We start from the raw sequence: 25,307 nt of genomic DNA on the forward strand, positions 1-25,307 counted from the left end.
TTAGGCGGCGAGCGAGCGATCGACCGCGGCGAGAATGCGATCGGGGTCGGGCAGGTGGTGCCGCTCGAGTTTAGCCGGGGGATAGGGGATGTCGAAGCCACCGACGCGCAATATCGGCGATTCCAGATAGTAAAAGCAGCGTTCCGTGATACGCGCCGCGATTTCCGCTCCCAACCCGGCGAATACTGGCGCCTCATGCACCACGATGAGCCGCCCGGTTTTCCGCACCGAGGTTTCGACGGTGTCGAAATCGATCGGGGACAGACTGCGCAGGTCGATCACCTCGATCGAATGTCCTTCCGACGCCGCGATATCGGCGGCGGTCAGCGCGGTGGCCACGGTGCCGCCGTAGGCCACGATGGTGGCGTCCGCGCCGCTGGCGCAGACCCGGGCCTGGTCGAGTGCCGATCGGCCGGCCTCGCGGTCCAGCCGGTCGAAATCCACCTCGGCCTTGTCCCAGTACCGTCGCTTGGGTTCGAAGAAGATCACCGGATCGTCGAGAGCGATGGCCTGGCGGATCATCAGATACGCGTCGGCCGGATTGCTGGGCGAGACCACCCGCAGTCCCGCGGTGTGCGCGAAATACGCTTCCGGGGATTCCGAATGGTGCTCCACCGAGCCGATGCCGCCGCCGAACGGAATGCGAATGGTGATGGGCGCGACGACTCTTCCACCGGTGCGGAAGTGGATTTTCGCGACCTGCGAGACGATCTGGTCGAAGGCTGGATAAACGAATCCGTCGAACTGGATTTCACATACCGGCCGCAGTCCGCGCAATGCCATTCCGAAAGCCGTTCCCACGATTCCGGATTCGGCCAGCGGAGTGTCGATGACGCGGTTGTTGCCGAAATCCTTCTGCAGCTTGTCGGTGACCCGGAAGACCCCGCCCAGGCGCCCGATGTCCTCACCCATCAGCACGACCTTCGGATCGTCCTCCAGCGCGCGGCGAAGTCCGAAATTGATGGCTCCAGCGAAGGTGGTCTTCATCGTCCGGCTCCCTCCAGGTAGGCGGCGTACTCGCGGCGTTCCTCGTCGATCAGGCGATGCGGCGTGGCGTACACGTGGTCGAACAGTGCCAGGGGTTCCGGATCGGGCATGGTGAGCGTGGCATTGCGCAACCGGGCCGCGACCGCGTCGGCGCGCTCGGCCACGGTGGCCTCGAACGCGCTGTCCCACAGTCCTTCTCGCTCGAGCAGCCGCTTCAGCCGGTCGATGGGATCGCGGTGCTGCCAGATCTCGAGTTCCGCGGCGGTGCGGTAGCGGGTGGGGTCGTCGGCGGTGGTGTGCGGACCCATCCGATAGGTGATGGCCTCGATGAAACTCGGCCCGCCGCCCGCCCGGGCACGCCGCAGGGCCTGCCGGGTCACGGCCAGGACGGCGAGCGCGTCATTGCCGTCCACCTGTACGCCGGGAATGCCGTATCCGAGGGCGCGCCGCGCGATCGGGGTGGCGCTCTGCACGCGTACCGGCGCGCTGATCGCCCAGTGGTTGTTCTGGCAGAAGAACACCACCGGCGCGCTCCAGCTCGCCGCGAACCCGAGCGCCTCGGCGATATCGCCCTGGCTGGTCGCGCCGTCGCCGAAGTAGGCGATGGTGGCGATCTCGGCGCCTTCCAGGTGCGCGGCGTAGGCGTACCCCGTGGCGTGCAGCCCCTGCGAGCCCACCACGATCGCGGGATTGGTCATCTTGACCGTGTCGGGGTCCCAGCAGGAATGGGCCGCACCGCGCCAGAGCCGGGTGAGGTCCTCCGGCGCGACGCCACGGCAGTAGGCGACGCCCGCCTCCCGGTAGCTGCAGAACACGTAGTCGTCGGGGGCGAGGGCATGGGCCGAGCCGATCTGGGCGGCCTCCTGGCCCAACAGCGGCGGCCAGAGTCCGAGCTGTCCCTGCCGTTGCAGGGCGGTGGCCTCGGTGTCGATGCGCCGGGCCACGACCATATCGGTGTACATGGCTCGGAGTCGGGCGCCGTCGATATCGGCGACGAGCGGGGCGTGTACGCGATCCAGTACGCGATGGCCGTCGGGTTGTACGAGCTGCACCGGATAGGTGTTCTTCTCGGGCATGGATATCGCCTCCTGACACCGGTGTCGCCTGGGGATTGTGTCCCGTGAGCAACCGATGTGTGTCCTGTAACACACAGCATCCTCCGCTGAGCGATCTGTGCAAGCACACCGCGCAGAACTGTGCAGAATGCACGGTCGACGGCCCGTTGCCAGTGTCATACTGAGCCTCATGAGCAGCAGGGAGCCCATTTCTGCCCCGCTGGACGCCACCGATGCCCGGCTGTTGCTGGAGCTGGTGGCCAGCCCCCGCGCGACCGGCGTGGAATTGGCCGCGCGCTTGGGCCTTTCGCGCAATACGGTGCAGGCCAGGCTGGCGCGCTGGGAGACGGGCGGGATGCTCGCCAGCTTCGAGCGCCGAGTCGATCCCCGGGCGCTGGGCTATCCCTTGGCGGCCTTCGTGGCGGTGGTCGTGGATCAGCATCGGCTCGACTCGGTGGTTGCCGACCTGGCCGAGATTCCGGAGGTCACCGAGGTCTGCGGCATGACCGGGCCGACCGATCTGATGGTCCGGGTGGTCGCCGCCGATGCCGATGGTCTGTACCGCCTGACCGGCAGCATCCTGAAGATCCAAGGTGTGGAGCGCACCAATATGGCGCTGGTCATGCGTCGGCTGGTGGGTCCGCGCGTCACGCCGCTGCTGGAGCGTCTGGCCAACGCCGATGGTGCGGCGTGACCGGTCGCAGATGCCGACCGTTTGTGACTCTCGGTGTGCATTTCAGTCCAGTTTCGGGGGATTGGCCGCTGACCGTGGGGTGACCGGATCGCGACGATGACTCGATGAGAACCAGTGTCACCAGTGCTGCGAGGGTCGAGAGCCCGCGCGCAGCCGGGATGGGCCAGCCCATCGGGGCCGGAATCGTCACCGCGCTCGTCGGATTCACCAGCTCGTTCGCGGTGGTGCTGGCGGGCTTGACCGCCATGGGCGCGACTTCCGCGCAGGCCGCCTCCGGGCTGCTCGCGGTCTGCGTGACCCAGGCGGTCGGCATGATCGTGCTGAGCCGGCGGTATCGAATGCCGATCACACTGGCCTGGTCCACGCCGGGCGCGGCGCTGCTGGCGAGCACCGGGGCGGTGTCCGGCGGCTGGGCCGCGGCGGTGGGCGCGTTCGCGGTGGCGGGCGCTCTCATTGTGCTGACCGGGTTCTGGCAGCGGCTGGGCGCGCTGATCGCGGCGATTCCGGTGGAGATCGCGCAGGCCATGCTGGCCGGGGTGCTGCTGCCCATGTGCCTCGCGCCGGTGAAGGCGCTGCCGGTGAGCCCTGCCGTGGTGGTGCCGGTCATCGCCACCTGGCTTGTGCTGCAACGGTGCGCACCGCGCTGGTCGGTGCTGGCCGCCTTCGCCGTCGCGGCCGTCGGCGCGGGGGTCGACATCGCCGTGACCCATCGTCGCCTGGACCTTTCGGCCCTGGCGCCGCGGGTGGAATGGACGGTGCCGCACTGGAGTTGGCAGGCCATAATCGGCGTCGCGGTGCCGCTGTACATCGTGACCATGGCCGCGCAGAACATTCCGGGCACAGCGGTCATGAAGACCTTCGACTATCAGGTGCCGTGGCGGGCGGCGATGACGGTCACCGGCCTGGGCACCATGCTCGGCGCGCCCGCGGGCGGGCATGCCATCAACCTGGCGGCCATCAGTGCCGCGCTGTCCGCGGCGCCGTCCGCGCATCCGGATCCGAAGCGCCGATGGATCGCCGCGCTCACCGCGGGCTGCGTGTATCTGGTGCTCGCACTGGCCTCGGGTGCGTTGGTGATGTTAGTGGCCGCCGCGCCCAAGGGTGTGCTGGAAACCGTTGCGGGCCTTGCCCTCATCGCCACGCTGGCGGCTGCGCTGACCGCCGCGTTGACGCCCGCCGCCCATCGTTCCGCGGCCGCGCTCACCTTCCTGGTGGCCGCCTCCGGCGTCTCTCTGCTCGGCATCGGGGCGGCCTTCTGGGCGCTGGTCGCGGGGTTGCTGGTGCGCTGGTTCCTGCCCCCGGCGAAATAACACGACGGGCGGACGGCTGCGGGGTGCGGCCGACGGTGGCTAGGGTGGGATGGTTCGGCTTCACAGGGCGATGAATCGGCGTAGAGGAGTTGGCTTGAGTTCGGTGCTGATTTCGGTTGCGGAGCTTGCGGACCTGCTGGGCGACGGCGGCAGCCGGTTGCGATTGCTGGATGTGCGGTGGGCGCTGGGGGATCCGGACGGTCCGCAGCACTATCTGGACGGCCATATTCCGGGCGCGGTATTCGTCGACCTGGAAACCGAACTCGCGGATCCGCCCTCCGCCGCCAAGGGCCGTCACCCCATGCCGGACCTGGCGCACCTGCAGAAGTGCGCGCGCAGCTGGGGCGTGTCCGACGGGGACACCGTGGTCGTCTACGACGCCACCGGCGGCATGGCCGCGGCGCGGGCCTGGTGGCTGCTGCGCTGGGGCGGCATGGCCGATGTGCGCCTTCTCGACGGCGGACTGCCCGCGTGGGAGCAGGCCGGCGGCAAGGTCGTCGCCGGTGATGAACCCGCCCCGGAGCCGGGCGCCGTGGTGCTGTCGCCGGGCAATATGCCGACCATCGACGCCGATGGCGCGGCCGGCTGGCAGGGCCTGCTGCTGGATGCCCGCGCGGGCGAGCGCTACCGCGGCGAGCTGGAGCCGGTCGATCCGCGTGCCGGGCACATTCCGGGTGCGGTGAGCGCGCCGACCGCCGAGAACCTCACCGCCGCGGGGCAATTCAAGTCGCTCACCGAATTGCGTTCCCGTTTCGAGGGATTCGGCTCCGGACCGGTCGCGGTGTACTGCGGCTCCGGCGTCACCGCCGCCCACCAGGTCGCAGCGCTGGCCGTGGCCGGGATCGACGCCGCGCTCTACCCCGGATCCTGGTCGCAGTGGTCCAACGACCCCAAGCGACCGGCCGCCACCGGCGCGGAACCGGCCTGATCAGTCGGGTTTGACGGCGGTGAGGATGCCGGTCGCGAACGGGCCGGTGCGGAATTCGATTGCCGTGAAGCCGACGGCGGCCAGCATGTCGCGGTAGCGGCGGATATCGACCGCCGACAGCGGGTCCCCGGCCTCGTCGCCGTCATGCGAGTGTCCGTGGCCGCCGCCGGCGCGGTGCGCGGCCAGCTGGGCCATGGCGCGAATGGCGAGCCCGCGCAGGCCCGTGGTCGGGTGGGTGTCGGCGAGCAGCAGGCGGCCGCCCGGGCGCAGGACGCGGAAGACGGCCGCCAGGGCGGTCTTTCGTTCCGGCTCGGCGATATGGTGCATGGCGAAGGTCGAGGTCGCCACATCGAACGAGGCGTCCGGGTAGGGCAGCGACTGGGCCGCGCCGAGGTCGAAGGCGCAGTTGGGGGCGGCGTGGGCGGTCGCGTAGGCGATCATCTGCGGGGACGGGTCGACGCCGAGTGCTCGGCCCTGCGGTCCGGCCTGGCGGGCCAGCTCATTGGCGAGTCGCCCCGGGCCGCAGCCTATGTCGATGGCGTGATCGCCCGGGCGGATGCCGCTGGTCGTGGCGAAGTACCGCGCCAGGCTGCCGGCCCGGCCCAGGAAGTACACGTCGGTGAGCAGCCGGTAGCGGCGCGGCCAGGTGATGAGGGCCCCGACGGGCCGGGACTCGATATTGGACACTTGCCTTTGTTGGATCATGCGATCAATCATCGAAGGATGAGAAAGGCCAGTACAGAAGCAGTTTCCGGAACCATGTACGATTCCGGACATTCGGACCGGATCCGTCCTGGAACGGCCCCGGATGCCGTCGCTGACCGCCGCGTCCGCCGCACCCGGACGGCGCTGCACCGGGCGCTCATCGAGCTCATGCAGGAGCAGTCGTACGCGCGGATCACGGTGCAGGACATCATCGATCGCGCCGATGTCGGGCGCTCCACCTTCTACGCGCACTACCGCGACAAGGATGATCTGCTGCTGGTCAGCTGTATCGAGCACGTGCGGGCCGAGATTGCCGCGCAGCTGGCCCGCTATCAGGGCGAGCCGCCGCCGCTGGCGCCCGTCGAGATCCTGTTCCGCTTGATCGCCGCGCATCCCGACGTGTACCGGCCGCTGGTCGGTCAGCGGGCGAACGCCACTGTGCTGCGGTCGATCCGGCAGATGTATGCCGAACTGCTCAGTGAGCACCTGGGTGCGCGGCTGGGATCGGATCCGGTCGAGGCGGCCGCGACCCTCGCATTTCTGTCGTGGGGTCTCTACGGGTTGCTGGAATCGGTCATGGATCCGCGCCAGGAGCTCACGGCCGAACAGGCCTACCGGCGCTTCGCGACGCTATGGGCAGGCGCGGGCGACTCGCCCGAGGGCATCCCGGTCGGCGGTGGTGACGGGTAGCCCGTACCGGTTCGCGGCCATCAGGTACTTGCCCGCGTAGAAGCAGTGATTGGCACGGGCGGGCGGCAACCAGTCGCCTGGCGTGCGATCGCCCTTGTCCTCGTTGGCCTTTCCATCCACCGCGAGCAGGTTGTAGTCGACGTCGTTGGCGAAACGTACGCGCAGTGGCAGTGGCCAGCCGGATGCGCCCAGATCCCAGGCGGCGGCCAGCGGATACACGTGATCGATCTGCACGGCCTTGGCATCGGCGCGATCGAAGGCGATGCGCTGCCCGGTGTACGGATCGTTCAACGACCCGGATACCACCACGCAACCGTTGCCGGGCCGGAAGGACACCCGCGCCAGCTGCCTGGCCAGCACGGTATTGCGGCTGTCGCAGCCGTCGTGACCGCCCGGACCGTCGTGATCATCGGTCCACGCCGGTCCGAATACACACCCCTGCCCACTGCCGCAGCCACGTTCGTAACCGCCCGGTCGCGACCGGGCGGGCACACTGCGCACACTCGCGAGCAGGCGTTCGAGCTGGATGCGGGTGGGGCTACCCGGAGCCGGTGTCACCTGCCCGAGGGACTCGCACCCGAGGACCATGAGCAGGACGACCACCGCGCCGAGCAGCCGGAGCAGGACGGTTCCACCCTTGAGCCACACGGCATTACGTGTACCGCATCCGGGGGCCCGGCAGTGCCGTCGAGCGAACTTCGCACCCTGGGGCCCTTCGTGGAAACGGGGCGTCCGCGGGAATCTCGAGGGGTTCGGGGGCGAAGCCGCTGAGAGTCCGTCCGACTAGAGCCAGGCGTGTGCCAGGATGTCGTCGGCTGCGGTCTCCGACAGTTGTGGCGGAAAGCGCGTTGCCGCAATGGAATCCACGCTCGCGCCGTCATGGCCGACCAGCCATGAGCCGCCCCGCTCCTCGCATTCGGCGATCTTGGCGAAGACGGTGAGCAGGAAAGTGATGGAGTCGTGCGGATCCGCGGTGCGGGCGAGGCGCTGCGACTCGCCGGGCCGGGACAGATCCAGCCACACCCCGGACTGTCCGTCCAGGCGCATCCCCACGATCTTCGTCGTGTCCACGAAGGTGAATTTCCGCCGTTCCCACGGAGTTGTGGGCGTGAAGCTCTGCTCGAGCACTTGGAGCAGAATCGTCATCTTCAACGGCCTCCCTACAGTCTCGAAAGTGCCACGGCTTCGGATCGAGTCGCGGTGGATTGTCGGGTGCGCCCCGCACTGCGCCATCCGTCGCACGACACCATCGTGCAACGGACACAACCGACACCGACGCGAGCGGTGACCTGCGGATTTATCCAGTATGTTCCGTCTCTGATCAGAAATAAAGGGGGATCCGGCTCCGGCGAGCGCGCCGGCGCTTCGCACCCTGAAACCCGGTTGTCGGTGGTGGCTGATTGGATGGGCGGATGCTGCACGGACTGTGGTCGCCGGGGTCCGGGTTGGTGCTGTGGCACGATCCGGGCGAGGACGTCACGGCCGAGGATGCGCAAGGGTTGCCGGAGCCGTTGGGCGCGATCGTTCGCGGGGCCAAGTGGCGGCATCGGGCGCAGGTGATGGTCCCGGGGGAGTACGGGGTGGAGAAGGCGCAGGTGCGGGCGCACGCGCTGGCGCCGGAGCGGGCCGCGCGGGTTCTGTTGCAGGAACTCCCGGTGGGGACGGTCGCGGGCGATCTGCGGTTTCTGGGACATGTGGCGCGCGGAGTGGACCGCTGGGTGCGGGCGGGGCGGATCGTGCCGGAGGTCCGGCGCGATGACGGGCAGTGGTGGGTGCGGTGGCGGCTGGTCGGCGGGCAGCGGCAGCGAGCCTGGCTGGCGGAGCTGGCCGTGGCCATGCCGGCCGCGTTGCAGGTGGCGGGGCGGCCCGCCGAGCTGCTGGAGAACCTCGCCGGGGAACTGGCCGATCCGATCGCGCGCATGCGCATTCCGGAAGGGACGGACGCGGAGCCGGGGTCGCATCCATTGCTGACCGCGCTGCTCGGGGCCACCCCGTTGGAGACCGGATCGCATCGGCTGGCGTCGGTGCTGGACGACTGGCGGACCAGTCTCACCGCGGACGAGCCGGAACTGGTGCTGCGGCTGCTGGAACCGGACGGTGAGGAGCCGGGCGAGCTGTGGCGGCTCGAGGTGTGCCTGCGCGACGAAGGCGAAGCGCCGCAACCGGTTTCGCTAGCGGGTGATCCGCAGATCATGCGGATTGCGGGGGAGAAGCTGGCGGCGGCCAAACAGGCGTATCCGCGGCTGCGGGACCTGCCCGGCGATGCCCGCAGCATGGATCTGTTCCTGCCCACCGAGGTGGTCATGGATCTGGTCGCGCACGGGGCGAACGCGCTGCGCGCGGCGGGGGTGCGGCTGCTGCTGCCGCGGGCTTGGCGGGTCGCCGCGCCCACGATGAAACTGCGGGTGCAGAGCCCGGCTGCCACCGAAACCGCGGTCGGGCTCGAGGGTTTGGTGTCTTTCCGGTGGGAGCTGGCGCTCGGCGATACCGTACTGACGCCCGCCGAGATGTCGCGGCTGGTGGACGCGAAATCGGATCTGGTGCGGCTGCGGGGGGAGTGGGTGCAGGCCGATCACCGCATGCTGGCCGCCGCGGCCGACTACGTCTCGGGTCGCACCGACGAGACCGAGACCACGATCGGCGGCCTGTTCGCGGAGCTGTCCGCGCATCCCGTGATCGGGGTGCCGCTGGAGGAGGTCGCCGCGACCGGTTGGGCCGCGGAGCTTTTCGACGGCGAGCGGAATATCGAACCCGTGCCGCACCCGGTCGGATTGAAGGCACAGCTGCGGCCGTATCAGCAGCGCGGGCTGACCTGGCTGGCGACCATGAGCAGACTCGGATGCGGTGCGATCCTGGCCGACGACATGGGTCTCGGCAAGACGGTGCAAGTGCTGGCCCTGCTGGTGCACGAGCGTGAAACAGCGGATGCCGCGATCGACTCCGTGAAGATCGGGCCGACGCTGCTGGTGTGTCCGATGTCGGTGGTCGGCAACTGGCAGCGCGAAGCCGAACGGTTCGCCCCGGATCTGCGCGTGCTGGTGCATCACGGAGCCGGCCGCCGCCGCGGCGCGGAGTTGGCTGCGGCGGTGGCGAATTCGGATCTGGTGATCACCACCTACGCGCTGCTGGCCCGGGATGTCGAGGACCTGAAGCGGCCGGACTGGCGCCGGACCGTCCTGGACGAAGCCCAGCACATCAAGAACGCCGCGACCCGGCAGGCGCGGGCGGCGCGGCTGGTTCCCGCGCGACACCGCTTGGCGCTCACCGGAACCCCGGTGGAGAATCGGCTCGAGGAACTGCGCTCGATCCTGGATTTCGCCAATCCCAAGCTGCTGGGCAAGCCCGCGGAGTTCCACGCCCGCTTCGCGGTGCCGATCGAGCGCGAGCACGACGAGAACGCCGTCACCCGCCTGCGCGCCATCACCTCGCCGTTCGTGCTGCGACGTGTCAAGACCGATCCGGCGGTGATCTCGGATCTTCCGGAGAAGATCGAGATGACGGTGCGGGCCAATCTCACCGTGGAGCAGGCCGCGTTGTATCAGGCGGTGCTGGACGATATGTCGGCCAAACTGAAGGCCGCGGAGGGCATGGAGCGCAAGGGCGCGGTGCTGGCCGCGCTGACCCGGCTCAAGCAGGTGTGCAACCATCCCGCGCATTTCCTCAACGACGGGTCGGCCTTGCTGCGGCGCGGACATCACCGGTCCGGGAAGCTGGCGCTGGTGGAGGACATTCTGGAGGCGGTGATCGCCGACGGCGAGCGGGCGCTGCTGTTCACGCAGTTCGCGGAGTTCGGAAACCTGCTGGCGCCGTTTCTGTCCGAGCGTTTCGGGGCGGAGGTGCCGTTCCTGCATGGCGGGGTGAGCAAGCGGCGCCGCGACGGTATGGTCACCCGCTTCCAGGAGGAGGACGGCGCGCCGCTCATGCTGTTGTCGCTCAAGGCCGGCGGCACCGGCCTCAACCTGACCGCCGCCAATCACGTGGTGCACCTGGACCGCTGGTGGAATCCGGCGGTCGAGAACCAGGCCACCGACCGCGCGTTCCGGATCGGTCAGCGCCGCGACGTCCAGGTCCGCAAGCTGATCTGCGTCGACACCATCGAGGAGCGGGTGGACGACATGCTGAAGGGCAAGAGCCACCTCGCGGACCTCACCGTCGGCTCCGGCGAGAAATGGATCACCGAACTCGGTGACGATGAGTTGCGCGAGCTGTTCGCGCTGGGATCGGAGGCGGTCGGTGAATGACACGCCGCCCTTGCCTCGGGCCGGTGGTGGATCGACGCCCGCCGAATCGGTCGGATCCGTGGGGAGGACGAATTCATGAACACGTATATCGATTTCAGCGAGTTCGGTGATCGGCGGCCGGTGCGAGGCGGCGTGCGGGCGCGCAGCCGGCGCGGCGCCGCGTTCGCCCGAACCTGGTGGGGCCGTTCGTTTCTGGAGTCCGTCGAGCATGTCGCGGACGCGGGCCGCCTCGCCCGGGGTCGCTCCTATGCCCGCACGGGTCAGGTCGTGAACTACCGCCTCGAGCCGGGCATCGTGAGCGCGGAAGTGCAAGGCAGCCAACCTCGCCCGTTCATCTCGGTGCTGGCCCTGCGTCAGCTGCGCGACGACCGCCTCGAGGAACTGGTGGACCTGGTCCGCGCCACCCCCGGCATGCTGGGCGAGATCGCCGCCGGCACCCTGCCTCGGGCCCTCGGCCCGCTGCTGCTCCCCACGACCGTGTCGGAGCTCGATTTCTCGTGCAGCTGCCCGGATTCCGGCTGGCCGTGCAAGCACACGGCGGCCGTCTGCTATGTCATCGCCGAACGCCTCGATGAGCGCCCGAGCGAACTCCTCACCCTGCGCGGCATCGAGTTGGACGCCCTCATCGGCAGCGTCCAGCGTATCGGCCCGCCCACCGAATCCACCGATCTCTACGGCGACGACGCAGCTCTCCCGAATCTTCCGGAGCCCGAATTCAGCCCGGCCCCGGACGATCTCGACGCCGTCCTGCTTCGACAGGCGCTCCGCATGACGGCCGAAGATGAGCAGTCCGTCGCCGCCGCACTCCGCCAACTCCGCGCCCTCTACCGCTCCTCGAGCACCTGAGCGCCCGATTCGCGGCCTGTTGCGGCAGCCGCTTTCGCCGACAGCGCTGACCTCGCGCCGCCACCGCTTCGGCCGATCGCTATCGCCTCGGCCATCAGATCCACTCCGTGACCGCCATCGGCCGTCCGGCCCCCGTGGATTTCCGCCACCGGGGTGAGTCGCCGGTCCGCAGGCCCGGCAACGGCGAGCCGCGCATCGTGTCGCCGTCGCGGACGGCTCGAATCCTCCCGGACAGCGCCGAGTGAGCGCCCGTGCGCACGGGAGCGTCGGCCGTGGCTGCCGTGCCGTGCGGTGCGGGAGGATCAGGCGGTGGCGGTGCGGGCTGTCGGGTGGCGGGTGGCGCGGTGTTCGTCGAGGGATGCGAAGCGGTAGTCTTTCAGGTCGAAATGCGCGGCGCGCCAAGCGGCTTCGGGGGTGCTCATGGCGCGCAGGGGGACATCACCGTTCTTGTCGAAGTAGTAGGAGTTGGCGAGAGCGCAGCTGTCCTGCCAGAAGACCTGCGTGCCGCGACGGGAGAGCATTTCCTGGAAGTAGCGGTCATTGGCCTCGGGGGTGACCTCGATGCGGGTGGCGGCGCGGCGGCGGGCATTGCGGAGCAGGCGCAGGATGTGGGTGGTCTGCATCTCGATGAGCGTGAAATAGGACGCGCCGTTGTAGCCGTAGGGGCCGATGATGGTGAAGAAGTTGGGGAAGCCGGGCACGCTGACGCCCTCGTAGGCCTGCAGGCGGTGGGTGTCCCACCAGTCCTCGAGGCGCACGCCGCCGCTGCCGTGCACATCGAAGGTGGGCATATTGCCGGACTCCATGACCTTGAAGCCGGTGGCCATGATGAGCACGTCGACCCGGTGGTGGCGGTCGGCGGTGCGCAAGCCATTGGCCGTGATCTCGGTGATGGGATCGGTTTCCAGCGTGACGTTCTCGCGGTTGAAGGTCTTCAGGTAGTCGTTGGAGAACGACGGCCGTTTGCAGCCGAGCGCGTACTTCGGCGTGAGCTGCTCGCGCACGACCGGATCGTGCACCTGGTCGCGCAGGTGTGCCAGCCCGGTGCGCTCGCCGAGCTTCACCACCGGCAGCACCTTGTAGTAGTGCGCCGAGAGCGGGAAGGTGAGCTCCACGAACGCCTGGCTGAGCCAGCGGGTGAGGAACTGTCCGCCGGGCAGCCGCATGAGCGCCCGTGCGACGGGCGGCATGGGCGCGTCCGGCCGGGGCAGGCACCAGATCGGAGTGCGCTGGAACACAACGAGTTCCGATACCTCGGGCGCGATCTCGGGAATGATCTGGATGGCCGAGGCCCCGGTGCCGATGATGCCGACCCGCTTGCCACGCAGATCGATGCCGTGATCCCAGCGCGCCGTGTGCATCATCGTGCCCCGGAACCGTTCCGCGCCCGGAATATCCGGCAGTTTGGGCCGGGTCAGCACCCCGGTCGCGCCGATCAGGTATCGGCAGGTGAGCGCGTCCCCGTCGGTGGTGCGCACCCGCCACAGATGCAGCGCGTCGTCGAAGTCGGCGCGGGCGATGGTGGTGCCGAACCGGATCCGCGGTCGCAGGCCGTACTTCCGCACACAGTACTCGGCGTACGCCTTCAGTTCCCGTCCGGGCGCGTACACCCGCGACCAGGACCGTCGCTGCTCGAACGAGTACTGGTAGCTGAACGACGGAATGTCCACGGCGATACCCGGATAGGTGTTCCAGTGCCAGGTGCCGCCGACGCCGTCGGCCTCGTCGATCATGACGAAGTCGTCGAATCCGGCCTTGCGCAGGGCGATCGCGGTCCCGATGCCGGAGAATCCCGCACCCACAATGACGACCTCGTGGTCGACGACGGTATGTGTCACGATGCGTCCTCCGCGTAGATGATGCAGTCCACTTGATGCTCGACCCCGTCCACGGTCCGTATGCCGAGCGGCGCGAGCCGGGCGATGGGCCAGCTGATGAGGCGGCAGTTCGGCTGCCGCAGGGCCCGGTAGTAGCGACTGTGCACCCGCACCGCGGCGGGCCGATCGGGTGTCAGCTGCCGTCGCTCCCACGAATCCCCGACCTGCGCCCGCAGATTCACCGCGGCGGCCTGTCGCAGCGCCTGCCGCCCGCACCAGCGCAGCAGGTCCAGCCCAGAATCGCCGACGGCGACGAGAATCGGTCGCCGCGCTGGTTTCCGGGGCGAGAGACCTTGCCGCACCGAGGATTCGACCGTCAGTGGGCTGGGGCGCGGGGCGGTGCCCGCGCCGACCGGGTGCGACGGGGCGGACGCCGCCGTGTGGTTGGCCGATCCGGACGGGGCTTCGGGCAGGGACGGCGCGGAGTGGGCGGGCAGCGACCCGAGGAAGTCGGCGGGCAATCGGCCGAGCAGCAGCCGCGCTCCCGGGAGCGGCGGGATGGGCAGGATCCAGACCGGATCATGGTGGAAGACGGTCACTCTGCGGGCCCGGGCGACGACGGGCGGAACCACCCTGGCCAGTGCCGCGCCGCCGCCGACGACCGCGACGTGCAGGTGGTCCAGCTCCTGCTGGTCCCGCCAACGGGTGCAATGGATTTGCGGACCGGTGTAGGCGTCGCGGGTTCTGCCCGGGTCGCTCCGGCGGATCGGCGCGGTCATTTCGCCACCGGCTCGTAGGTCAGGGCCTTGGACCAGGACGGTGCGTGGCGCAGCGCGCGCACGGGGAAGTGGTCGATGGCCCTGTTCAGCGCGTCGTTGATGCCTTGGATCGGCTGCCAGTGGTTGATGGTGGCCATGCCGTGCAGGCGAACCACGTGGTAGAGCGGCACGCGCTTGATGTCAGGGCTGCGGTCACCGGCTTTCTCATAGCGCCGCACGGCATTCCACAGCTTCTCCTCGTCCAGCCCCATTGCCATGATGTTGGCGGACATGCGTGACAGCAGCGGCGTATAGAGCAGCGCGCCCAGCAGGAGGGTGGGGCGCAGCGCGAAACCGGCGGTCTCGATGGCGATTCGCCGCAGCGGCCCTGCCCCGAGCTGCTCGAGCACCTGGAAGCCGACCGCCAGATGCCGGGACTCGTCGCTGTTGATGTGCCGGAACACCTCGTGGCACAGCGGATCCCGCACCTCGTCCAGCAGGAATTTCACCAGCGCGCCGTCGAGGGCGCATTCCAGTGAGGGAATCACCGTGCCCAGCACCGGCAGCGACAGTCCGTCCCCGTACCGGTCCAGCCATTCGATGACGAGCCGGATGTTCTTGTTGGGCACCGGCATCGCGTCGCCGTCGAGCATGCCCCAGCGACGCATGAGCGCCAGTTCGGCATTGGCGTGCTTCTGCTCCTCGGCGTGGAAGTACCGGTAGATCTCCTTGAGCGGTCCGTCCGGGGCTCGCAGCGTGAGCGCCGCGAACCCGCGCGCGCCTACGTGCTCGATCCACACCAGATCGGCCATGAAGGTCGTCAGCGCGGGCCGCTGCTCCTCGGTGATGAGTTCGGCTCCCGGTGCGCCCCAGTCGACATCGGCCAGCGCCCACTGCCGATCCTGGATGACACCGAGCATGTCGGAATACGCGAACGCCATTGTTCAACTCCTTGCCGCTGTGGCTACCGCACCAGCCGCTCCAGCAATCCGGCGGCGCGGGTGTAGGTCTCGGGCAGCAGTCGCTTGGACTGCCAGATCGCCTTGGCCTCGAGCTGCGGGACCACGTACAGCTGACCGTGATCCACCGCGTCGAGGGTGGCGCGGGCGATCGATGCGGGCGGGCGTCCGGTCCAGCGGATGAGGCGATCGCCCCAGAGCTGGACGGTCTCGTCGCCGAGCGACACGCCTTCCAGGATGTTGGTTCGCACGCCGGTGGGGCACAGCACGGTGACGGTGACGCCGGTGCCGGACAGTTCGGCGGCCAGTGTCTCCGACAGCGCCAGCACCCCGGCTTTGCTCACGTTGTAGGCGGCCATGCGGGGCGCGGAGCCGAAGGCGGCCGCGGAGGCCACGTTCACGATCGAGCCGTGCCCGGCCGCGCGCAGCTGGGGCGCGAAGACATGGCAGCCGTGGATGACGCCCCATAGGTTGACGTCGAGGACCTGATGCCATTCGGCGGGCGGGGTTTCGCCGATGAGGGTGCCGCCGCGGCCGATGCCCGCGTTGTTGATCACCAGGTCGGGGCTCTTGCCGAACCATTCCTCGGCGGTGTTCGCCAGGGCGGCCACCTGGTCGAGGCTGCTCACGTCGCAGACGGTGTCGAAGGCCTTTCCGCCCGAGTCGCCGACCATGTCGACGGTCTCGCGGGCGCGGTCGGCGTCGATGTCGGAGCAGACGACACGCCCGCCGCGCTTGGCGATCTCGAGGGCGAAGCCGCGGCCGATGCCGCTGCCCGCGCCGGTCACCACCGCGTCCGCCTGCTGTGTGCGGCGGGATCCGCAGAAGGGATTGAGTCGCATGGGAACTCCCGGGGCCGTGCCGTCCGGGCAGCCAATTGGTGGCGTGTGCCACCACTGGCCGCACCTGCCACCAATTAGGCTCCCGGTGCGCTATTTTGTCAACTATGGACGTGCCCGCACCGGCGGCCGCCGATGTGCCTTCAGGGCCCGCGCCCACCCGGCGCGGCGGCACCTGGGGCGGTCGCACACAGGAGGAACGCCGTGCCGAACGTCGTGAGCGGCTGATCGCGGCGGCGCTGGACATCTGGCTCGACAACGGCTGGGCCGCAGTGACCATGCGCGGCGTGTGCACTCGCGCGGGCCTCAACGACCGCTACTTCTACGAGCACTTCGCCGACCGCGACGAACTGCTCGGCGCGGTCTGGGACGAGGTCGGTTTCCGAGTGCTGGCCGAACTCTCGGTCGTGGTCGCCGAGAACCTCGAGCATCCGGCGCTGGGCATTCTGCACCTGGCCATCGCCCGCGCGGTCGCCTTGCAGTCGGAGGGGCCCTCGCGCATCCTGTTCGGCGATCACGCGGGCAGCCGGGTGCTCGAGGAGCGCCGGGCCGCCATGCTCACCGAGGCCACCGATCTGCTCATCGCCACCGCACGCCCCTACCTGCGCCCCGGTGTCGACGAATCCGATCTGCGCATGGGCGTTGTCATGGGCATCGGCGGCTTCATCGAACTCCTGACCGCCTGGCGCACCGGCGCCGTCGACGCCGACGCGGCCCGCATCATCGACCATGTCAGCCACACCGCCGACCTTCTCGGTGCGCAGTACCTGGCGCTACCCGGCTGATGCCGACATCCCCCTCCTCGGTCTCGTCGGCCGACGGGAGGGAGGAATGTCGGCCGACCGGGCCGGAGCGGCCGACATGGTCCGCATGGCCCGGAGACCACCGCGACCAGAGGACGATCGCATGCGAAAGCCCGGCCGCCCGAGATCATCCCGCTGCTTCGGCGATCGGGAGGGGCGGCCCGTCGGAAGGTCGCAGAAGCTGTGGGCGGCGGTCTTCCATGGCGCGAAGACCCCGCCGGCCAGGGCGTCGCCGATCTTCGGCCGGGCGCGGGCCGACTGTCACTTCACTGCCCAGACCATGGATTCGGGGCCGGCGAGATGTGCGGTGCGGGGGTCGCGGAAACCGGTGTCGGCCAGCCAGCCTCGGAGGTCGGCGGCGGTGTAGTCGAAGCCGCCGGGAGTTTCGATGAGCATGTTCAGGCTCATGAGCAGACCGGAGAGGTTGGTGCGGCGACCATCGTCGATGAGGGATTCGTAGACGAGGATGGCGCCGCCGTCGGGGAGGGCGCGGTGGGCCTTCTCCAGGAGCATGAGCTTGGTGGGCAGGTCCCAGTCATGCAGGATGTGACCGAAGACCAGGACGTCGGCCTCGGGCAGCTCGTCGGTGAAGAAGTCGCCGGGCCGGAAGGTGATCCGATCCTCCACCGGCGCATTGTATTCGGTGAAGATGGGCTCGACCGCCGGCAGGTCGTAGCCGATGCCGTGCAGGTGCGGATTGGTTTCCAGCACTGTGCGCAGCAGCGCGCCCTGGGCGGTGCCGATATCGGCCACCGTCTTCCAGCGGTGCCACGGGAACACCTCCGCGATGGCGTGCGCGCTGGGCAGCGACAGCCCGGTCATGGCGCGCTGAAAGTCATAGAGCCGCTGTGGATCCCGGTAGAGGGTGCCGAAGAAGTCCCCGCCGTCGCGGGTCTCGTTCTGCGGCCTACCGGTGCGCAGCCCATCGGTGAGCCCGCCCCAGAAGGGGTACAGCCGCGCCGCCGCCATCTCCAGGAAGCCGCCGATGTACTCGCTGCCGGTGCTGTCCAGATAGGTGGCGGTGTCGGCGGTATTGGCGTAGCGGTCGTCGCTGCGCCGCAGCATGTCCATGGCCACCAGCGCGTCGAGGAAGTCACGGGCGGACCGTGGATGCAGGCCTAGTTCGCGCTGTAACTGCTCGGCGGTCAGTTGCCGGTGCCCGAGCACCGTGAACACCCCGAGTTCGACGGCGCTGAGCAGGGTCCGGGACTCCCAGAAACCCATTCCGATCCGCAGGATCCGATCCATGGCGCATCACGATAGCCACAGCGATCCTCCGGCAACGGCAGACACCGGAAAATCCGTCCGGTGGGGACGCGCGAATTCCTGTGAGCGGGACTCAGAGCACGTCGATCCGGTAGATCCGTTCGGCATTGCGGCGGAAGACCTGTTCGATGGCCTTGTCGTCGGCCCCGTGCCCGGCCAGCGCGGTGGCCACCGCGTCCGCGGCGTTCGGAATGCTCGTAATCGGCTTGTCCACCGGGAAATTCGAGCCCCAGATGAGCCGGTCGGCCCCGAACACGTCGAGCGCGTGTTCCAGCATCGGCGAAATCCGTTCCAGCAGCACCGGAACCGGCGTCGGCTCGCCGCGCCGCGGCACGGGGTGCCCGAGGATGGGCATCATCAGCCCGCTGACCTTGGACACCACATTGGCGTGCTGGGCGAGGGCGGTGAGGTCGTCGCACCAGCGAACGAACAGCTCGCGCCGCTGCCCCGGATGCTGTCCGGTATCGCGTCCGACCGGCCCGAAAATTCCCGCGGGCGTGCCGAGATGGTTGAGCACGATGGTGGTTTCGGGATAACGCTCGGCCAGTGCCGACACCTCGGGCAGCTGCCCGGAGTACACCCATGCCTCGAAGACGAGCCCCCGGTCGGCGAGCGCGCCGAACCCGTCCAGGAAGGCGGGGGAGGTGAGCAGCCCCGGCGTCTTGCGGGTCGCGCGCACCTGCGAGTCGGGGTGGTATTCGACGCGGGTGCGAATGCCCCGGAACAGTGGCGAGGCGGCTCGGTGCGCGTCGAGAAGTTCGGCGAATTCGGGTGCGGTGGGGTCGGCCGCGCCCAGGACCGCGCCCAGCGCCGGGGTGTCCACGCCGAACGGCAGGCTGGCCACCCACCGGGTCTCGTCGGCGGGCCCGAGCGGCCCCGTGCCGATCCACTCCGCCTCGATGTGCGCGATGGCCTCGACCGGCACGTCCCCGGCGTCGGCGCGATAGTCGCGTGGCAGGTAGGGATACACGAAAGGCGTTGGATCCCCGACGAATTCGCGATCGCGCCGCGGGGCCAGCCGTTTGGCCAGATCCATGGGCACCGGCACGTAGCGCAACAGCTTCGCCAGCCCGCTGAACTCGCGTGGGGTGGTCAGCGGATCCCACTGATGAATGTGCGCGTCCACGACAGTCATGCCCGCCAAGTCCATGGGGTGCCTTCCGTCTGGGTCAGCCTGTCCCGGATTCTTCCACGTCGGCCCCTCCCGGGCCATGAAATCGGACATCGGGAAGGGCTGCGCCGGAACGGCTGTGCCGCGCCCGGCGAGGGGGACGCGGCTCACACATTGCGTCGATACTGACCGCCCACAGTGAAGAAAGTATCGGTGACCTGCTGGAGTGTGCACACTCGTGCGGCATCCATCAGAACCTCGAAAACGTTCTCGTCGCTCGCCGCGGCCGCCGCGAGCCGGGCCAGCGCCGCCGGCGCGTCCTCCCGATGCCGATCGGTGAATTCGCGGACTCGTCGCAGCTGGGACTGTTTTTCCGCTTCGGTGCCGCGCGCCAATTCCAGCGCCCGATGATCTTCCTCATGCGGATTGCGGAAGGTGTTGACCCCGATGATGGGCAGACTGCCGTCGTGCTTGCGTCGCTCGTAGAGCATGGACTCGTCCTGGATGCGGCCGCGCTGATACCCGGTCTCCATGGCGCCCAGCACGCCGCCGCGCTCGCTGATCCGCTCGAACTCCCGTAGGACCGCCTCCTCCACCAGGTCGGTGAGCTCGTCGATGATGAAGCTGCCCTGCAGCGGGTTCTCGTTCATGGCGGGCCCCCACTCCCGGTTGATGATGAGCTGGATGGCCAGTGCCCGGCGCACCGATTCCTCGGTCGGTGTGGTGACAGCCTCGTCATAGGCATTGGTGTGCAGGCTGTTGCAGTTGTCGTACACCGCGATGAGTGCCTGCAGCGTGGTGCGAATGTCGTTGAAGCTCATCTCCTGTGCGTGCAGCGACCGCCCGGAGGTCTGGATGTGGTATTTGAGCTTCTGCGACCGTTCGTTGGCCCCGTACTTGTCGCGCATGGCGATCGCCCAGATGCGCCGCGCCACCCGGCCGATCACCGAGTATTCGGCGTCCATGCCATTGGAGAAGAAGAACGACAGGTTGGGCGCGAAATCGTCGATGTCCATGCCGCGCGCCAGATAGGCCTCCACATAGGTGAACCCATTGGCCAGGGTGAAGGCCAGCTGGCTGATCGGGTTCGCCCCCGCCTCGGCGATATGGTAGCCGGAGATGGACACCGAGTAGAAGTTGCGAACGCCGTTGCGCACGAACCACTCCTGGATATCGGCCATCATGCGCAGGCTGAACTCGGTGGAGAAGATGCAGGTGTTCTGGCCCTGGTCCTCCTTGAGAATGTCGGCCTGCACGGTGCCGCGCACGGTGGCCAGGGTGCGGGCGCGCAGGTCGGCCGCCTCCGCGGGCGTGGGTTCGCGCCCTTGCTCGGCCGAGAACTCCTCGGCCGCTTGATCGATGGCGGTATTGAGGAAATAGGCCAGGATCGTCGGCGCGGGACCGTTGATGGTCATGGACACCGAGGTGGTCGGTGCGTCCAGATCGAAGCCGTCGTAGAGCGCCTTCATATCCTCCAGCGTGGCAATGGACACCCCGGAAGTACCGACCTTGCCGTAGACATCGGGGCGTTCGGCCGGATCGTGCCCGTAGAGCGTCACCGAGTCGAAGGCGGTCGAAAGCCGTGTGGCCTCAGCGTGTTCGGAGAGCACCTTGAACCGGCGGTTCGTGCGGAAGGCATCGCCCTCGCCCGCGAACATGCGCGCCGGATCCTCATTGTCGCGCTTGAAGGGGAACACCCCGGCCGTGAACGGGAAGCTCCCCGGCAGGTTCTCCGAGCGCAGGAACCGCAGCAACTCACCATGATCGGTGAAACGGGGGAGCGCGACCCGGGGAATCGAAGTGCCGGAGAGGGTTTCCCGTCGCAGGGCGGTCCGCGATTCTCGATCCCGGACCCGCACGACTTGCTCGTCACCCCGATACGACGCGGCAACCGCGGGCCACTGCGCCAGCAACGCGGCATTCTCGGGTGTGAGAGTGGCTCGCGCCTGGTCCAGCAACGCCGCCACTTCCGTCATCGCGGCGTGCCTTCGGCCGGAATCCACCTCTGGATCCCGGCCGAAAGCGGGCCGGGATGACGGAAGCGAAGCCTCCCCGGATGACGGAGGAGAAGTCAGTTCCGCGAGCGCCTGCTCCCAGCGTTGGACGCGCCGCGCCGCTTCGAGCTGCCGCGTCGTCTCCGCGTGGTAATCCCGCACCGCCTCGGCGATCTCGGCCAGGTACCGCACCCGCGCGGGCGGAATGATCTGCGCGAAACGCGTCGAGGCGCGGGTCTCGACGCGCGGCAGCACGCCCTCCTGCAACGGCAGCCCATGCTCGGCCAGCAGCCCGCTCAGGTGCTGGTAGAGCGCCGTCACCCCGTCATCGTTGAAGGTCGCCGCGCTGGTGCCGAATACCGGCATGTCCTCGGGTGCGGCGTCGAATTCCTCGCGATTGCGCAATAGCTGCCGCGACACGTCGCGCAGTGCGTCCTCGGCTCCCCGCCGTTCGAACTTGTTGATCGCCACCACGTCCGCGTAATCGAGCATGTCGATCTTCTCGAGCTGGGAGGCCGCCCCGAACTCCGGCGTCATCACATACAGCGACACATCCACGTGCTCGGCGATGGCCGCGTCGCCCTGCCCGATGCCGGGCGTCTCGAGGATCACCAGATCGAATCCCGCTGCCTTGCAGGCGAGCACCATGGCGTCGATATCGTGTGGCAGTTCGTGTTCGCCCCGGGTGGCCAGGGACCGGAAATACACCCGCTCGCCATCGAGGGCGTTCATCCGGATCCGGTCGCCCAGCAGTGCGCCGCCGCCGCGTCGCCGCGTCGGGTCCACCGCCAGCACCGCGACCCGCAGCTTGTCCTGCTGATCGGTGCGCAGCCGCCGCACGAGTTCGTCTGTCAGAGAGGACTTTCCGGAACCACCGGTGCCCGTGATGCCCAGCACCGGCACCTGCCGTCCGGAGGCCGCCGCCGTCAGCGCCGCCAGATCCGCCTCCGGCAGGTTTCCCTGCTGCAAGCAGGTGAGCGTCCGTGCCAGCGCCGCCCGATCCCCGCTCAGCACCGCCTCCATCCTGGGGGGCGTCCGCGAAAGATCCACGTCGCAAACCGAAATCAGCTGATTGATCATTCCCGGCAGGCCGAGCCGCTGCCCGTCTTCGGGCGAGAAGATGGTCACCCCCGACTTCGCCAGCCGCGCGATCTCCTCGGGAATGATCACCCCGCCGCCTCCGCCGAAGATTCTGACGTGTCCGGCCCCGACCTCTTTCAAAGCCTGGGCCAGGTACTCGAAGTACTCGATGTGCCCGCCCTGGTAGGAGCTGACGGCTACGCCCTGCACGTCCTCGGTGACGGCCGCGTCCACGACTTCGCGTACGGACCGGTTATGCCCTAGATGAATCACCTCGGCTCCCTGGGCCTGAAGGATTCTTCGCATGATGTTGATGGCCGCGTCATGGCCATCGAACAGCGCTGCTGCGGTCACGAACCGCACTGGATTGACCGGGACATGCAAGTCGGGCATGCCATCCTCCGCACGGAGAGCCTGTAGGTGCTGTGAATTATCCCACAGCCAATACTTGGAAGTCCAACTATAGGATCGCCACAGACCGCGCAATCGGCGCGCAAGCATCGAGACAGGACTGGCATGGTTCGCGAACTCACCCATTTCATCGGCGGCAAGCACGTCCCGGGAACTTCGGGCAACTTCGGTGATGTCTTCAACCCCAGCACCGGACAGGTTCAGGCACGGGTGCCGCTGGCGAGCAAGAGTGAGGTCGAGGCGGTCATCGCCGACGCCGCCGCAGCGCAGCCGGCCTGGGCCGCCACCAACCCGCAGAAGCGAGCCCGGGTGCTCATGAAGTTCCTGACGCTGGTGCAGGACGAGATGGACTCGCTGGCCGCGCTGCTGTCGAGCGAGCACGGCAAGACCATCGCCGACGCCAAGGGCGACATCCAGCGCGGGCTCGAGGTCATCGAATTCGCCGTCGGCATTCCGCATCTGCTCAAGGGCGAGTACACCGAGAGCGCCGGCACCGGCATCGACGTGTACTCCATGCGGCAGCCGCTGGGCGTGGTCGCGGGCATCACCCCGTTCAACTTCCCGGCCATGATCCCGCTGTGGAAGGCCGGTCCGGCGCTGGCCTGCGGTAATGCCTTCGTGCTCAAGCCCTCCGAACGCGACCCCTCGGTACCGCTGCGGCTGGCCGAGCTGTTCCTCGAGGCCGGACTGCCCGCGGGCGTCTTCAATGTGGTCAACGGCGACAAGGAGGCCGTGGACACGCTGCTGCACGACGAGCGCATCAAGGCCGTCGGCTTCGTCGGCTCCACCCCGATCGCGCAGTACATCTACGAGACCGCGACCGCCAATGGCAAGCGCGCGCAGTGCTTCGGCGGCGCCAAGAACCACGCCATCGTGATGCCCGACGCCGACCTCGACGATGTGGCCGACCAGCTCGTCGGCGCGGGCTACGGCTCGGCCGGTGAGCGCTGCATGGCCATTTCGGTCGCCGTGCCGGTGGGCGAGGAGACCGCGGATCGCCTGCGCGCCAAGCTCATCGAGCGCATCAACAAGCTCAATGTCGGCGTCTCCGACGATCCGGGCGCGGACTTCGGCCCGCTGGTCGGCCGCGACGGCGTGGACCGGGTGAACAACTATGTCCAGATCGGCGTCGACGAGGGCGCGGAGCTGGTGATCGACGGCCGCGGCCTGGTCGTGGAGGGCGGCGAGGACGGATTCTTCGCGGGCGCTTCGCTGTTCGACCACGTCACCCCGGAGATGCGGATCTACCGGGAAGAGATCTTCGGCCCGGTACTGGCCCTGGTGCGCGCCAAGGACTACGAGGAGGCGCTGCGCCTGCCCAGCGAGCACGAATTCGGCAATGGCGTCGCGATTTTCACCCGCGATGGCGACACCGCCCGCGACTTCGCCGCCCGCGTGCAGGTCGGCATGGTCGGCATCAATGTCCCGATCCCGGTGCCGATCGCGTACCACACCTTCGGCGGCTGGAAGCGCTCCGGCTTCGGCGATCTCAACCAGCACGGCCCGGACTCGATCCGCTTCTACACCAAGACCAAGACGGTGACGCAGCGCTGGCCCTCGGGTCGAAAGGAGGCCGTGCTTTCGGACGGCTCCGCGAGCTCGGCCGCCAACGCCTTCGTCATCCCGACCATGGACTGACCGATGTTCGTACTTGACGACGACGAGAAGGCGATCGTCGAGACCGCCCGCTCCTTCGCCGACGAGCTGCTCGCGCCCAACGCCCTGGAATGGGATGAGCGCAAGCACTTTCCGGTGGACGTGCTGCGCAAGGCGGGCTCGCTCGGCCTGGGCGGCATCTACGTGCGCGAGGACGTGGGCGGCTCGCAGCTGCGGCGGCTGGACGCCGTGCGCATCTTCGAGCAGCTGGCCACCGGCTGCCCGGCCGTGGCCGCCTACATCTCCATCCACAATATGGCGACGTGGATGATCGACACCTACGGCGATGAGGCGCAACGCAATCGGTGGCTGCCGGGGCTGACCTCCATGGACCTGCTGGCGTCCTACGCGCTCACCGAGCCGGGCGTCGGCTCCGACGCGGCGGCCCTGAGCACCAAGGCCGTGCGCGACGGCGACGACTACCTGCTCACCGGGGTCAAGCAGTTCATCTCCGGCGCGGGCAGCACCGATGTGTACGTGATCATGGCGCGGACCGGAAACGAAGGGGCGCGCGGGATCTCGGCCTTCATCGTCCCGGCCGATACGCCCGGACTGTCCTTCGGTGCCAATGAGAAGAAGATGGGCTGGAACGCCCAGCCCACCCGGCAGGTCATTCTCGACGACGCCAGGATTCCGGCGGCCAACCTGCTCGGTGCGGAGGGCAATGGCTTCCGCATCGCCATGAACGGGCTCAACGGCGGGCGGCTCAATATCGCCGCCTGCTCGATGGGCGGGGCACAGGCCGCGCTCGACCGGACCGTGGCCTACATGTCCCAGCGCAAGGCCTTCGGCTCCCGGCTGCTGGACAACACGGCCCTGCAATTCGACCTCGCCGATATGCGCACCTCGCTGGAGGCCGCCCGCACTCTGCTGTGGCGGGCCGCGGCCGCCCTCGACGCTGACGCCCCCGACAAGGTGGAGTTGTGCGCCATGGCCAAGCGGTTCGCCACCGATGCCGGATTCGAGGTGGCCAATAAGGCCCTGCAACTGCACGGCGGCTACGGTTACCTGGCCGAATACGGCATCGAGAAGATCGTTCGCGACCTGCGGGTGCATCAGATTCTCGAGGGTACGAACGAGATCATGCGGGTGGTCGTCGCCCGCTCGGTGGTAGGGGCGGCGTGAACGGTCAGGACCCGGAGGCGGCGCTCCGCCTC

At 68.6% G+C, this 25,307-nt stretch carries 21 protein-coding genes; 9 read left to right on the forward strand and 12 right to left on the reverse strand.

Annotated features, from left to right (window positions below):
* Positions 1-987 (reverse strand): alpha-ketoacid dehydrogenase subunit beta, encoded by a 987-nt coding sequence (locus tag GLP40_RS03175; protein ID WP_154786226.1) that lies wholly within the window; start codon positions 985-987, stop codon positions 1-3.
* A complete protein-coding gene (pdhA, locus tag GLP40_RS03180; protein WP_154786227.1) occupies positions 984-2,063 on the reverse strand; it encodes a pyruvate dehydrogenase (acetyl-transferring) E1 component subunit alpha in 1,080 nt (359 codons plus the stop codon). The genes GLP40_RS03175 and pdhA overlap by 4 nt, the downstream gene beginning before the upstream one ends.
* 169 nt (positions 2,064-2,232) lie before the next feature.
* Here pdhA and GLP40_RS03185 point away from each other — a divergent pair, with 169 nt between their 5' ends.
* The 3 genes from GLP40_RS03185 to GLP40_RS03195 all read left to right on the forward strand — a co-directional run bounded on the left by GLP40_RS03185 (position 2,233) and on the right by GLP40_RS03195 (position 4,974).
* Complete coding sequence (locus tag GLP40_RS03185) at positions 2,233-2,736, forward strand: Lrp/AsnC family transcriptional regulator (RefSeq protein ID WP_154786228.1); 504 nt, start codon at positions 2,233-2,235, stop codon at positions 2,734-2,736.
* A 104-nt stretch (positions 2,737-2,840) separates the two neighbouring features.
* Positions 2,841-4,046, forward strand: a complete 1,206-nt coding sequence (locus tag GLP40_RS03190) for a benzoate/H(+) symporter BenE family transporter (protein ID WP_154786229.1) — start codon at positions 2,841-2,843, stop codon at positions 4,044-4,046.
* Positions 4,047-4,116: 70 nt separating this feature from the next.
* Positions 4,117-4,974, forward strand: a complete 858-nt coding sequence (locus tag GLP40_RS03195; RefSeq protein WP_196054500.1) for a sulfurtransferase — start codon at positions 4,117-4,119, stop codon at positions 4,972-4,974.
* Here the strand turns inward: GLP40_RS03195 and GLP40_RS03200 are convergent, their stop codons facing one another.
* Entirely contained in the window at positions 4,975-5,679 is a 705-nt protein-coding gene (locus tag GLP40_RS03200) for a methyltransferase domain-containing protein (protein WP_154786231.1), read from the reverse strand. It abuts the gene before it with no gap.
* 54 nt (positions 5,680-5,733) lie between these two features.
* On the opposite strand from GLP40_RS03200, the gene GLP40_RS03205 reads away from it, so the two are divergent.
* A complete protein-coding gene (locus tag GLP40_RS03205; RefSeq protein WP_154786232.1) occupies positions 5,734-6,369 on the forward strand; it encodes a TetR/AcrR family transcriptional regulator in 636 nt (211 codons plus the stop codon).
* On the opposite strand, the gene GLP40_RS03210 is transcribed toward GLP40_RS03205, so the two are convergent.
* Entirely contained in the window at positions 6,310-6,957 is a 648-nt protein-coding gene (locus tag GLP40_RS03210) for an HNH endonuclease family protein (protein WP_154786405.1), read from the reverse strand. The genes GLP40_RS03205 and GLP40_RS03210 overlap by 60 nt on opposite strands.
* A 195-nt stretch (positions 6,958-7,152) precedes the next feature.
* Positions 7,153-7,515, reverse strand: a complete 363-nt coding sequence (locus GLP40_RS03215) for a hypothetical protein (RefSeq protein ID WP_154786233.1) — start codon at positions 7,513-7,515, stop codon at positions 7,153-7,155.
* Between the two features lie 266 nt (positions 7,516-7,781).
* Here GLP40_RS03215 and GLP40_RS03220 point away from each other — a divergent pair, with 266 nt between their 5' ends.
* Positions 7,782-10,610, forward strand: a complete 2,829-nt coding sequence (locus tag GLP40_RS03220; RefSeq protein WP_154786234.1) for a DEAD/DEAH box helicase — start codon at positions 7,782-7,784, stop codon at positions 10,608-10,610.
* Positions 10,611-10,685: 75 nt separating this feature from the next.
* A complete protein-coding gene (locus tag GLP40_RS03225) occupies positions 10,686-11,456 on the forward strand; it encodes an SWIM zinc finger family protein (protein WP_154786235.1) in 771 nt (256 codons plus the stop codon).
* A gap of 302 nt (positions 11,457-11,758) precedes the next feature.
* On the opposite strand, the gene GLP40_RS03230 is transcribed toward GLP40_RS03225, so the two are convergent.
* Genes GLP40_RS03230 through GLP40_RS03245 form a run of 4 tightly spaced genes read right to left on the reverse strand, consistent with a single transcriptional unit; the run spans position 11,759 to position 15,832 of the window.
* Entirely contained in the window at positions 11,759-13,294 is a 1,536-nt protein-coding gene (locus GLP40_RS03230) for a flavin-containing monooxygenase (RefSeq protein WP_328289607.1), read from the reverse strand.
* Entirely contained in the window at positions 13,291-14,052 is a 762-nt protein-coding gene (locus GLP40_RS35010; RefSeq protein ID WP_154786236.1) for an NAD(P)/FAD-dependent oxidoreductase, read from the reverse strand. Before GLP40_RS35010 ends, GLP40_RS03230 begins: the two co-directional genes overlap by 4 nt.
* Positions 14,049-14,972: a ferritin-like domain-containing protein gene (locus tag GLP40_RS03240; RefSeq protein WP_154786237.1), complete on the reverse strand. Its 924-nt coding sequence runs from the start codon at positions 14,970-14,972 to the stop codon at positions 14,049-14,051. Before GLP40_RS03240 ends, GLP40_RS35010 begins: the two co-directional genes overlap by 4 nt.
* Before the next feature lie 23 nt (positions 14,973-14,995).
* Complete coding sequence (locus tag GLP40_RS03245; protein WP_154786238.1) at positions 14,996-15,832, reverse strand: SDR family NAD(P)-dependent oxidoreductase; 837 nt, start codon at positions 15,830-15,832, stop codon at positions 14,996-14,998.
* Positions 15,833-15,936: 104 nt separating this feature from the next.
* On the opposite strand from GLP40_RS03245, the gene GLP40_RS03250 reads away from it, so the two are divergent.
* Positions 15,937-16,614 (forward strand): TetR/AcrR family transcriptional regulator, encoded by a 678-nt coding sequence (locus tag GLP40_RS03250; protein WP_154786239.1) that lies wholly within the window; start codon positions 15,937-15,939, stop codon positions 16,612-16,614.
* Positions 16,615-16,893: 279 nt separating this feature from the next.
* Here the strand turns inward: GLP40_RS03250 and GLP40_RS03255 are convergent, their stop codons facing one another.
* The 3 genes from GLP40_RS03255 to icmF all read right to left on the reverse strand — a co-directional run bounded on the left by GLP40_RS03255 (position 16,894) and on the right by icmF (position 22,476).
* A complete protein-coding gene (locus tag GLP40_RS03255; RefSeq protein WP_154786240.1) occupies positions 16,894-17,880 on the reverse strand; it encodes a methyltransferase in 987 nt (328 codons plus the stop codon).
* A 91-nt stretch (positions 17,881-17,971) separates the two neighbouring features.
* A complete protein-coding gene (locus GLP40_RS03260) occupies positions 17,972-19,033 on the reverse strand; it encodes an amidohydrolase family protein (protein ID WP_230329160.1) in 1,062 nt (353 codons plus the stop codon).
* Positions 19,034-19,176: 143 nt separating this feature from the next.
* On the reverse strand, positions 19,177-22,476 hold the full coding sequence (icmF, locus tag GLP40_RS03265; protein WP_154786242.1) for a fused isobutyryl-CoA mutase/GTPase IcmF: 3,300 nt from the start codon (positions 22,474-22,476) through the stop codon (positions 19,177-19,179).
* Positions 22,477-22,599: 123 nt separating this feature from the next.
* On the opposite strand from icmF, the gene GLP40_RS03270 reads away from it, so the two are divergent.
* Together GLP40_RS03270 and GLP40_RS03275 are read left to right on the forward strand one after the other, a co-directional pair.
* Positions 22,600-24,132, forward strand: coding sequence for a CoA-acylating methylmalonate-semialdehyde dehydrogenase (locus GLP40_RS03270; RefSeq protein WP_154786243.1), 1,533 nt, complete (start codon positions 22,600-22,602; stop codon positions 24,130-24,132).
* Positions 24,133-24,135: 3 nt separating this feature from the next.
* The gene (locus GLP40_RS03275) at positions 24,136-25,275 is read left to right on the forward strand and encodes an acyl-CoA dehydrogenase family protein (RefSeq protein WP_154786244.1); all 1,140 of its coding nucleotides are present in this window, start codon (positions 24,136-24,138) and stop codon (positions 25,273-25,275) included.
* Positions 25,276-25,307: the final 32 nt, after the last annotated feature.

The organism is Nocardia aurantiaca (assembly GCF_009708175.1).
GTDB lineage: Bacteria > Actinomycetota > Actinomycetes > Mycobacteriales > Mycobacteriaceae > Nocardia > Nocardia aurantiaca.

Excerpts from the sequence above, each read along its gene's own strand:
- GLP40_RS03210 (WP_154786405.1), bottom strand. The coding sequence starts at position 6,957 with ATGGTCCTCGGGTGCGAGTCCCTCGGGCAGGTGACACCGGCTCCGGGT.
- GLP40_RS35010 (WP_154786236.1), bottom strand. The coding sequence starts at position 14,052 with ATGACCGCGCCGATCCGCCGGAGCGACCCGGGCAGAACCCGCGACGCC.
- GLP40_RS03195 (WP_196054500.1), top strand. The coding sequence starts at position 4,117 with ATGAATCGGCGTAGAGGAGTTGGCTTGAGTTCGGTGCTGATTTCGGTT.
- GLP40_RS03245 (WP_154786238.1), bottom strand. The coding sequence starts at position 15,832 with ATGCGACTCAATCCCTTCTGCGGATCCCGCCGCACACAGCAGGCGGAC.
- GLP40_RS03205 (WP_154786232.1), top strand. The coding sequence starts at position 5,734 with ATGTACGATTCCGGACATTCGGACCGGATCCGTCCTGGAACGGCCCCG.
- GLP40_RS03225 (WP_154786235.1), top strand. The coding sequence starts at position 10,686 with ATGAACACGTATATCGATTTCAGCGAGTTCGGTGATCGGCGGCCGGTG.
- GLP40_RS03255 (WP_154786240.1), bottom strand. The coding sequence starts at position 17,880 with ATGGATCGGATCCTGCGGATCGGAATGGGTTTCTGGGAGTCCCGGACC.
- GLP40_RS03270 (WP_154786243.1), top strand. The coding sequence starts at position 22,600 with ATGGTTCGCGAACTCACCCATTTCATCGGCGGCAAGCACGTCCCGGGA.
- GLP40_RS03200 (WP_154786231.1), bottom strand. The coding sequence starts at position 5,679 with ATGATCCAACAAAGGCAAGTGTCCAATATCGAGTCCCGGCCCGTCGGG.
- GLP40_RS03185 (WP_154786228.1), top strand. The coding sequence starts at position 2,233 with ATGAGCAGCAGGGAGCCCATTTCTGCCCCGCTGGACGCCACCGATGCC.
- icmF (WP_154786242.1), bottom strand. The coding sequence starts at position 22,476 with ATGCCCGACTTGCATGTCCCGGTCAATCCAGTGCGGTTCGTGACCGCA.
- GLP40_RS03215 (WP_154786233.1), bottom strand. The coding sequence starts at position 7,515 with ATGACGATTCTGCTCCAAGTGCTCGAGCAGAGCTTCACGCCCACAACT.
- GLP40_RS03190 (WP_154786229.1), top strand. The coding sequence starts at position 2,841 with ATGAGAACCAGTGTCACCAGTGCTGCGAGGGTCGAGAGCCCGCGCGCA.
- GLP40_RS03260 (WP_230329160.1), bottom strand. The coding sequence starts at position 19,033 with ATGACTGTCGTGGACGCGCACATTCATCAGTGGGATCCGCTGACCACC.
- GLP40_RS03220 (WP_154786234.1), top strand. The coding sequence starts at position 7,782 with ATGCTGCACGGACTGTGGTCGCCGGGGTCCGGGTTGGTGCTGTGGCAC.
- GLP40_RS03175 (WP_154786226.1), bottom strand. The coding sequence starts at position 987 with ATGAAGACCACCTTCGCTGGAGCCATCAATTTCGGACTTCGCCGCGCG.
- GLP40_RS03250 (WP_154786239.1), top strand. The coding sequence starts at position 15,937 with ATGGACGTGCCCGCACCGGCGGCCGCCGATGTGCCTTCAGGGCCCGCG.
- GLP40_RS03240 (WP_154786237.1), bottom strand. The coding sequence starts at position 14,972 with ATGGCGTTCGCGTATTCCGACATGCTCGGTGTCATCCAGGATCGGCAG.
- GLP40_RS03275 (WP_154786244.1), top strand. The coding sequence starts at position 24,136 with ATGTTCGTACTTGACGACGACGAGAAGGCGATCGTCGAGACCGCCCGC.
- pdhA (WP_154786227.1), bottom strand. The coding sequence starts at position 2,063 with ATGCCCGAGAAGAACACCTATCCGGTGCAGCTCGTACAACCCGACGGC.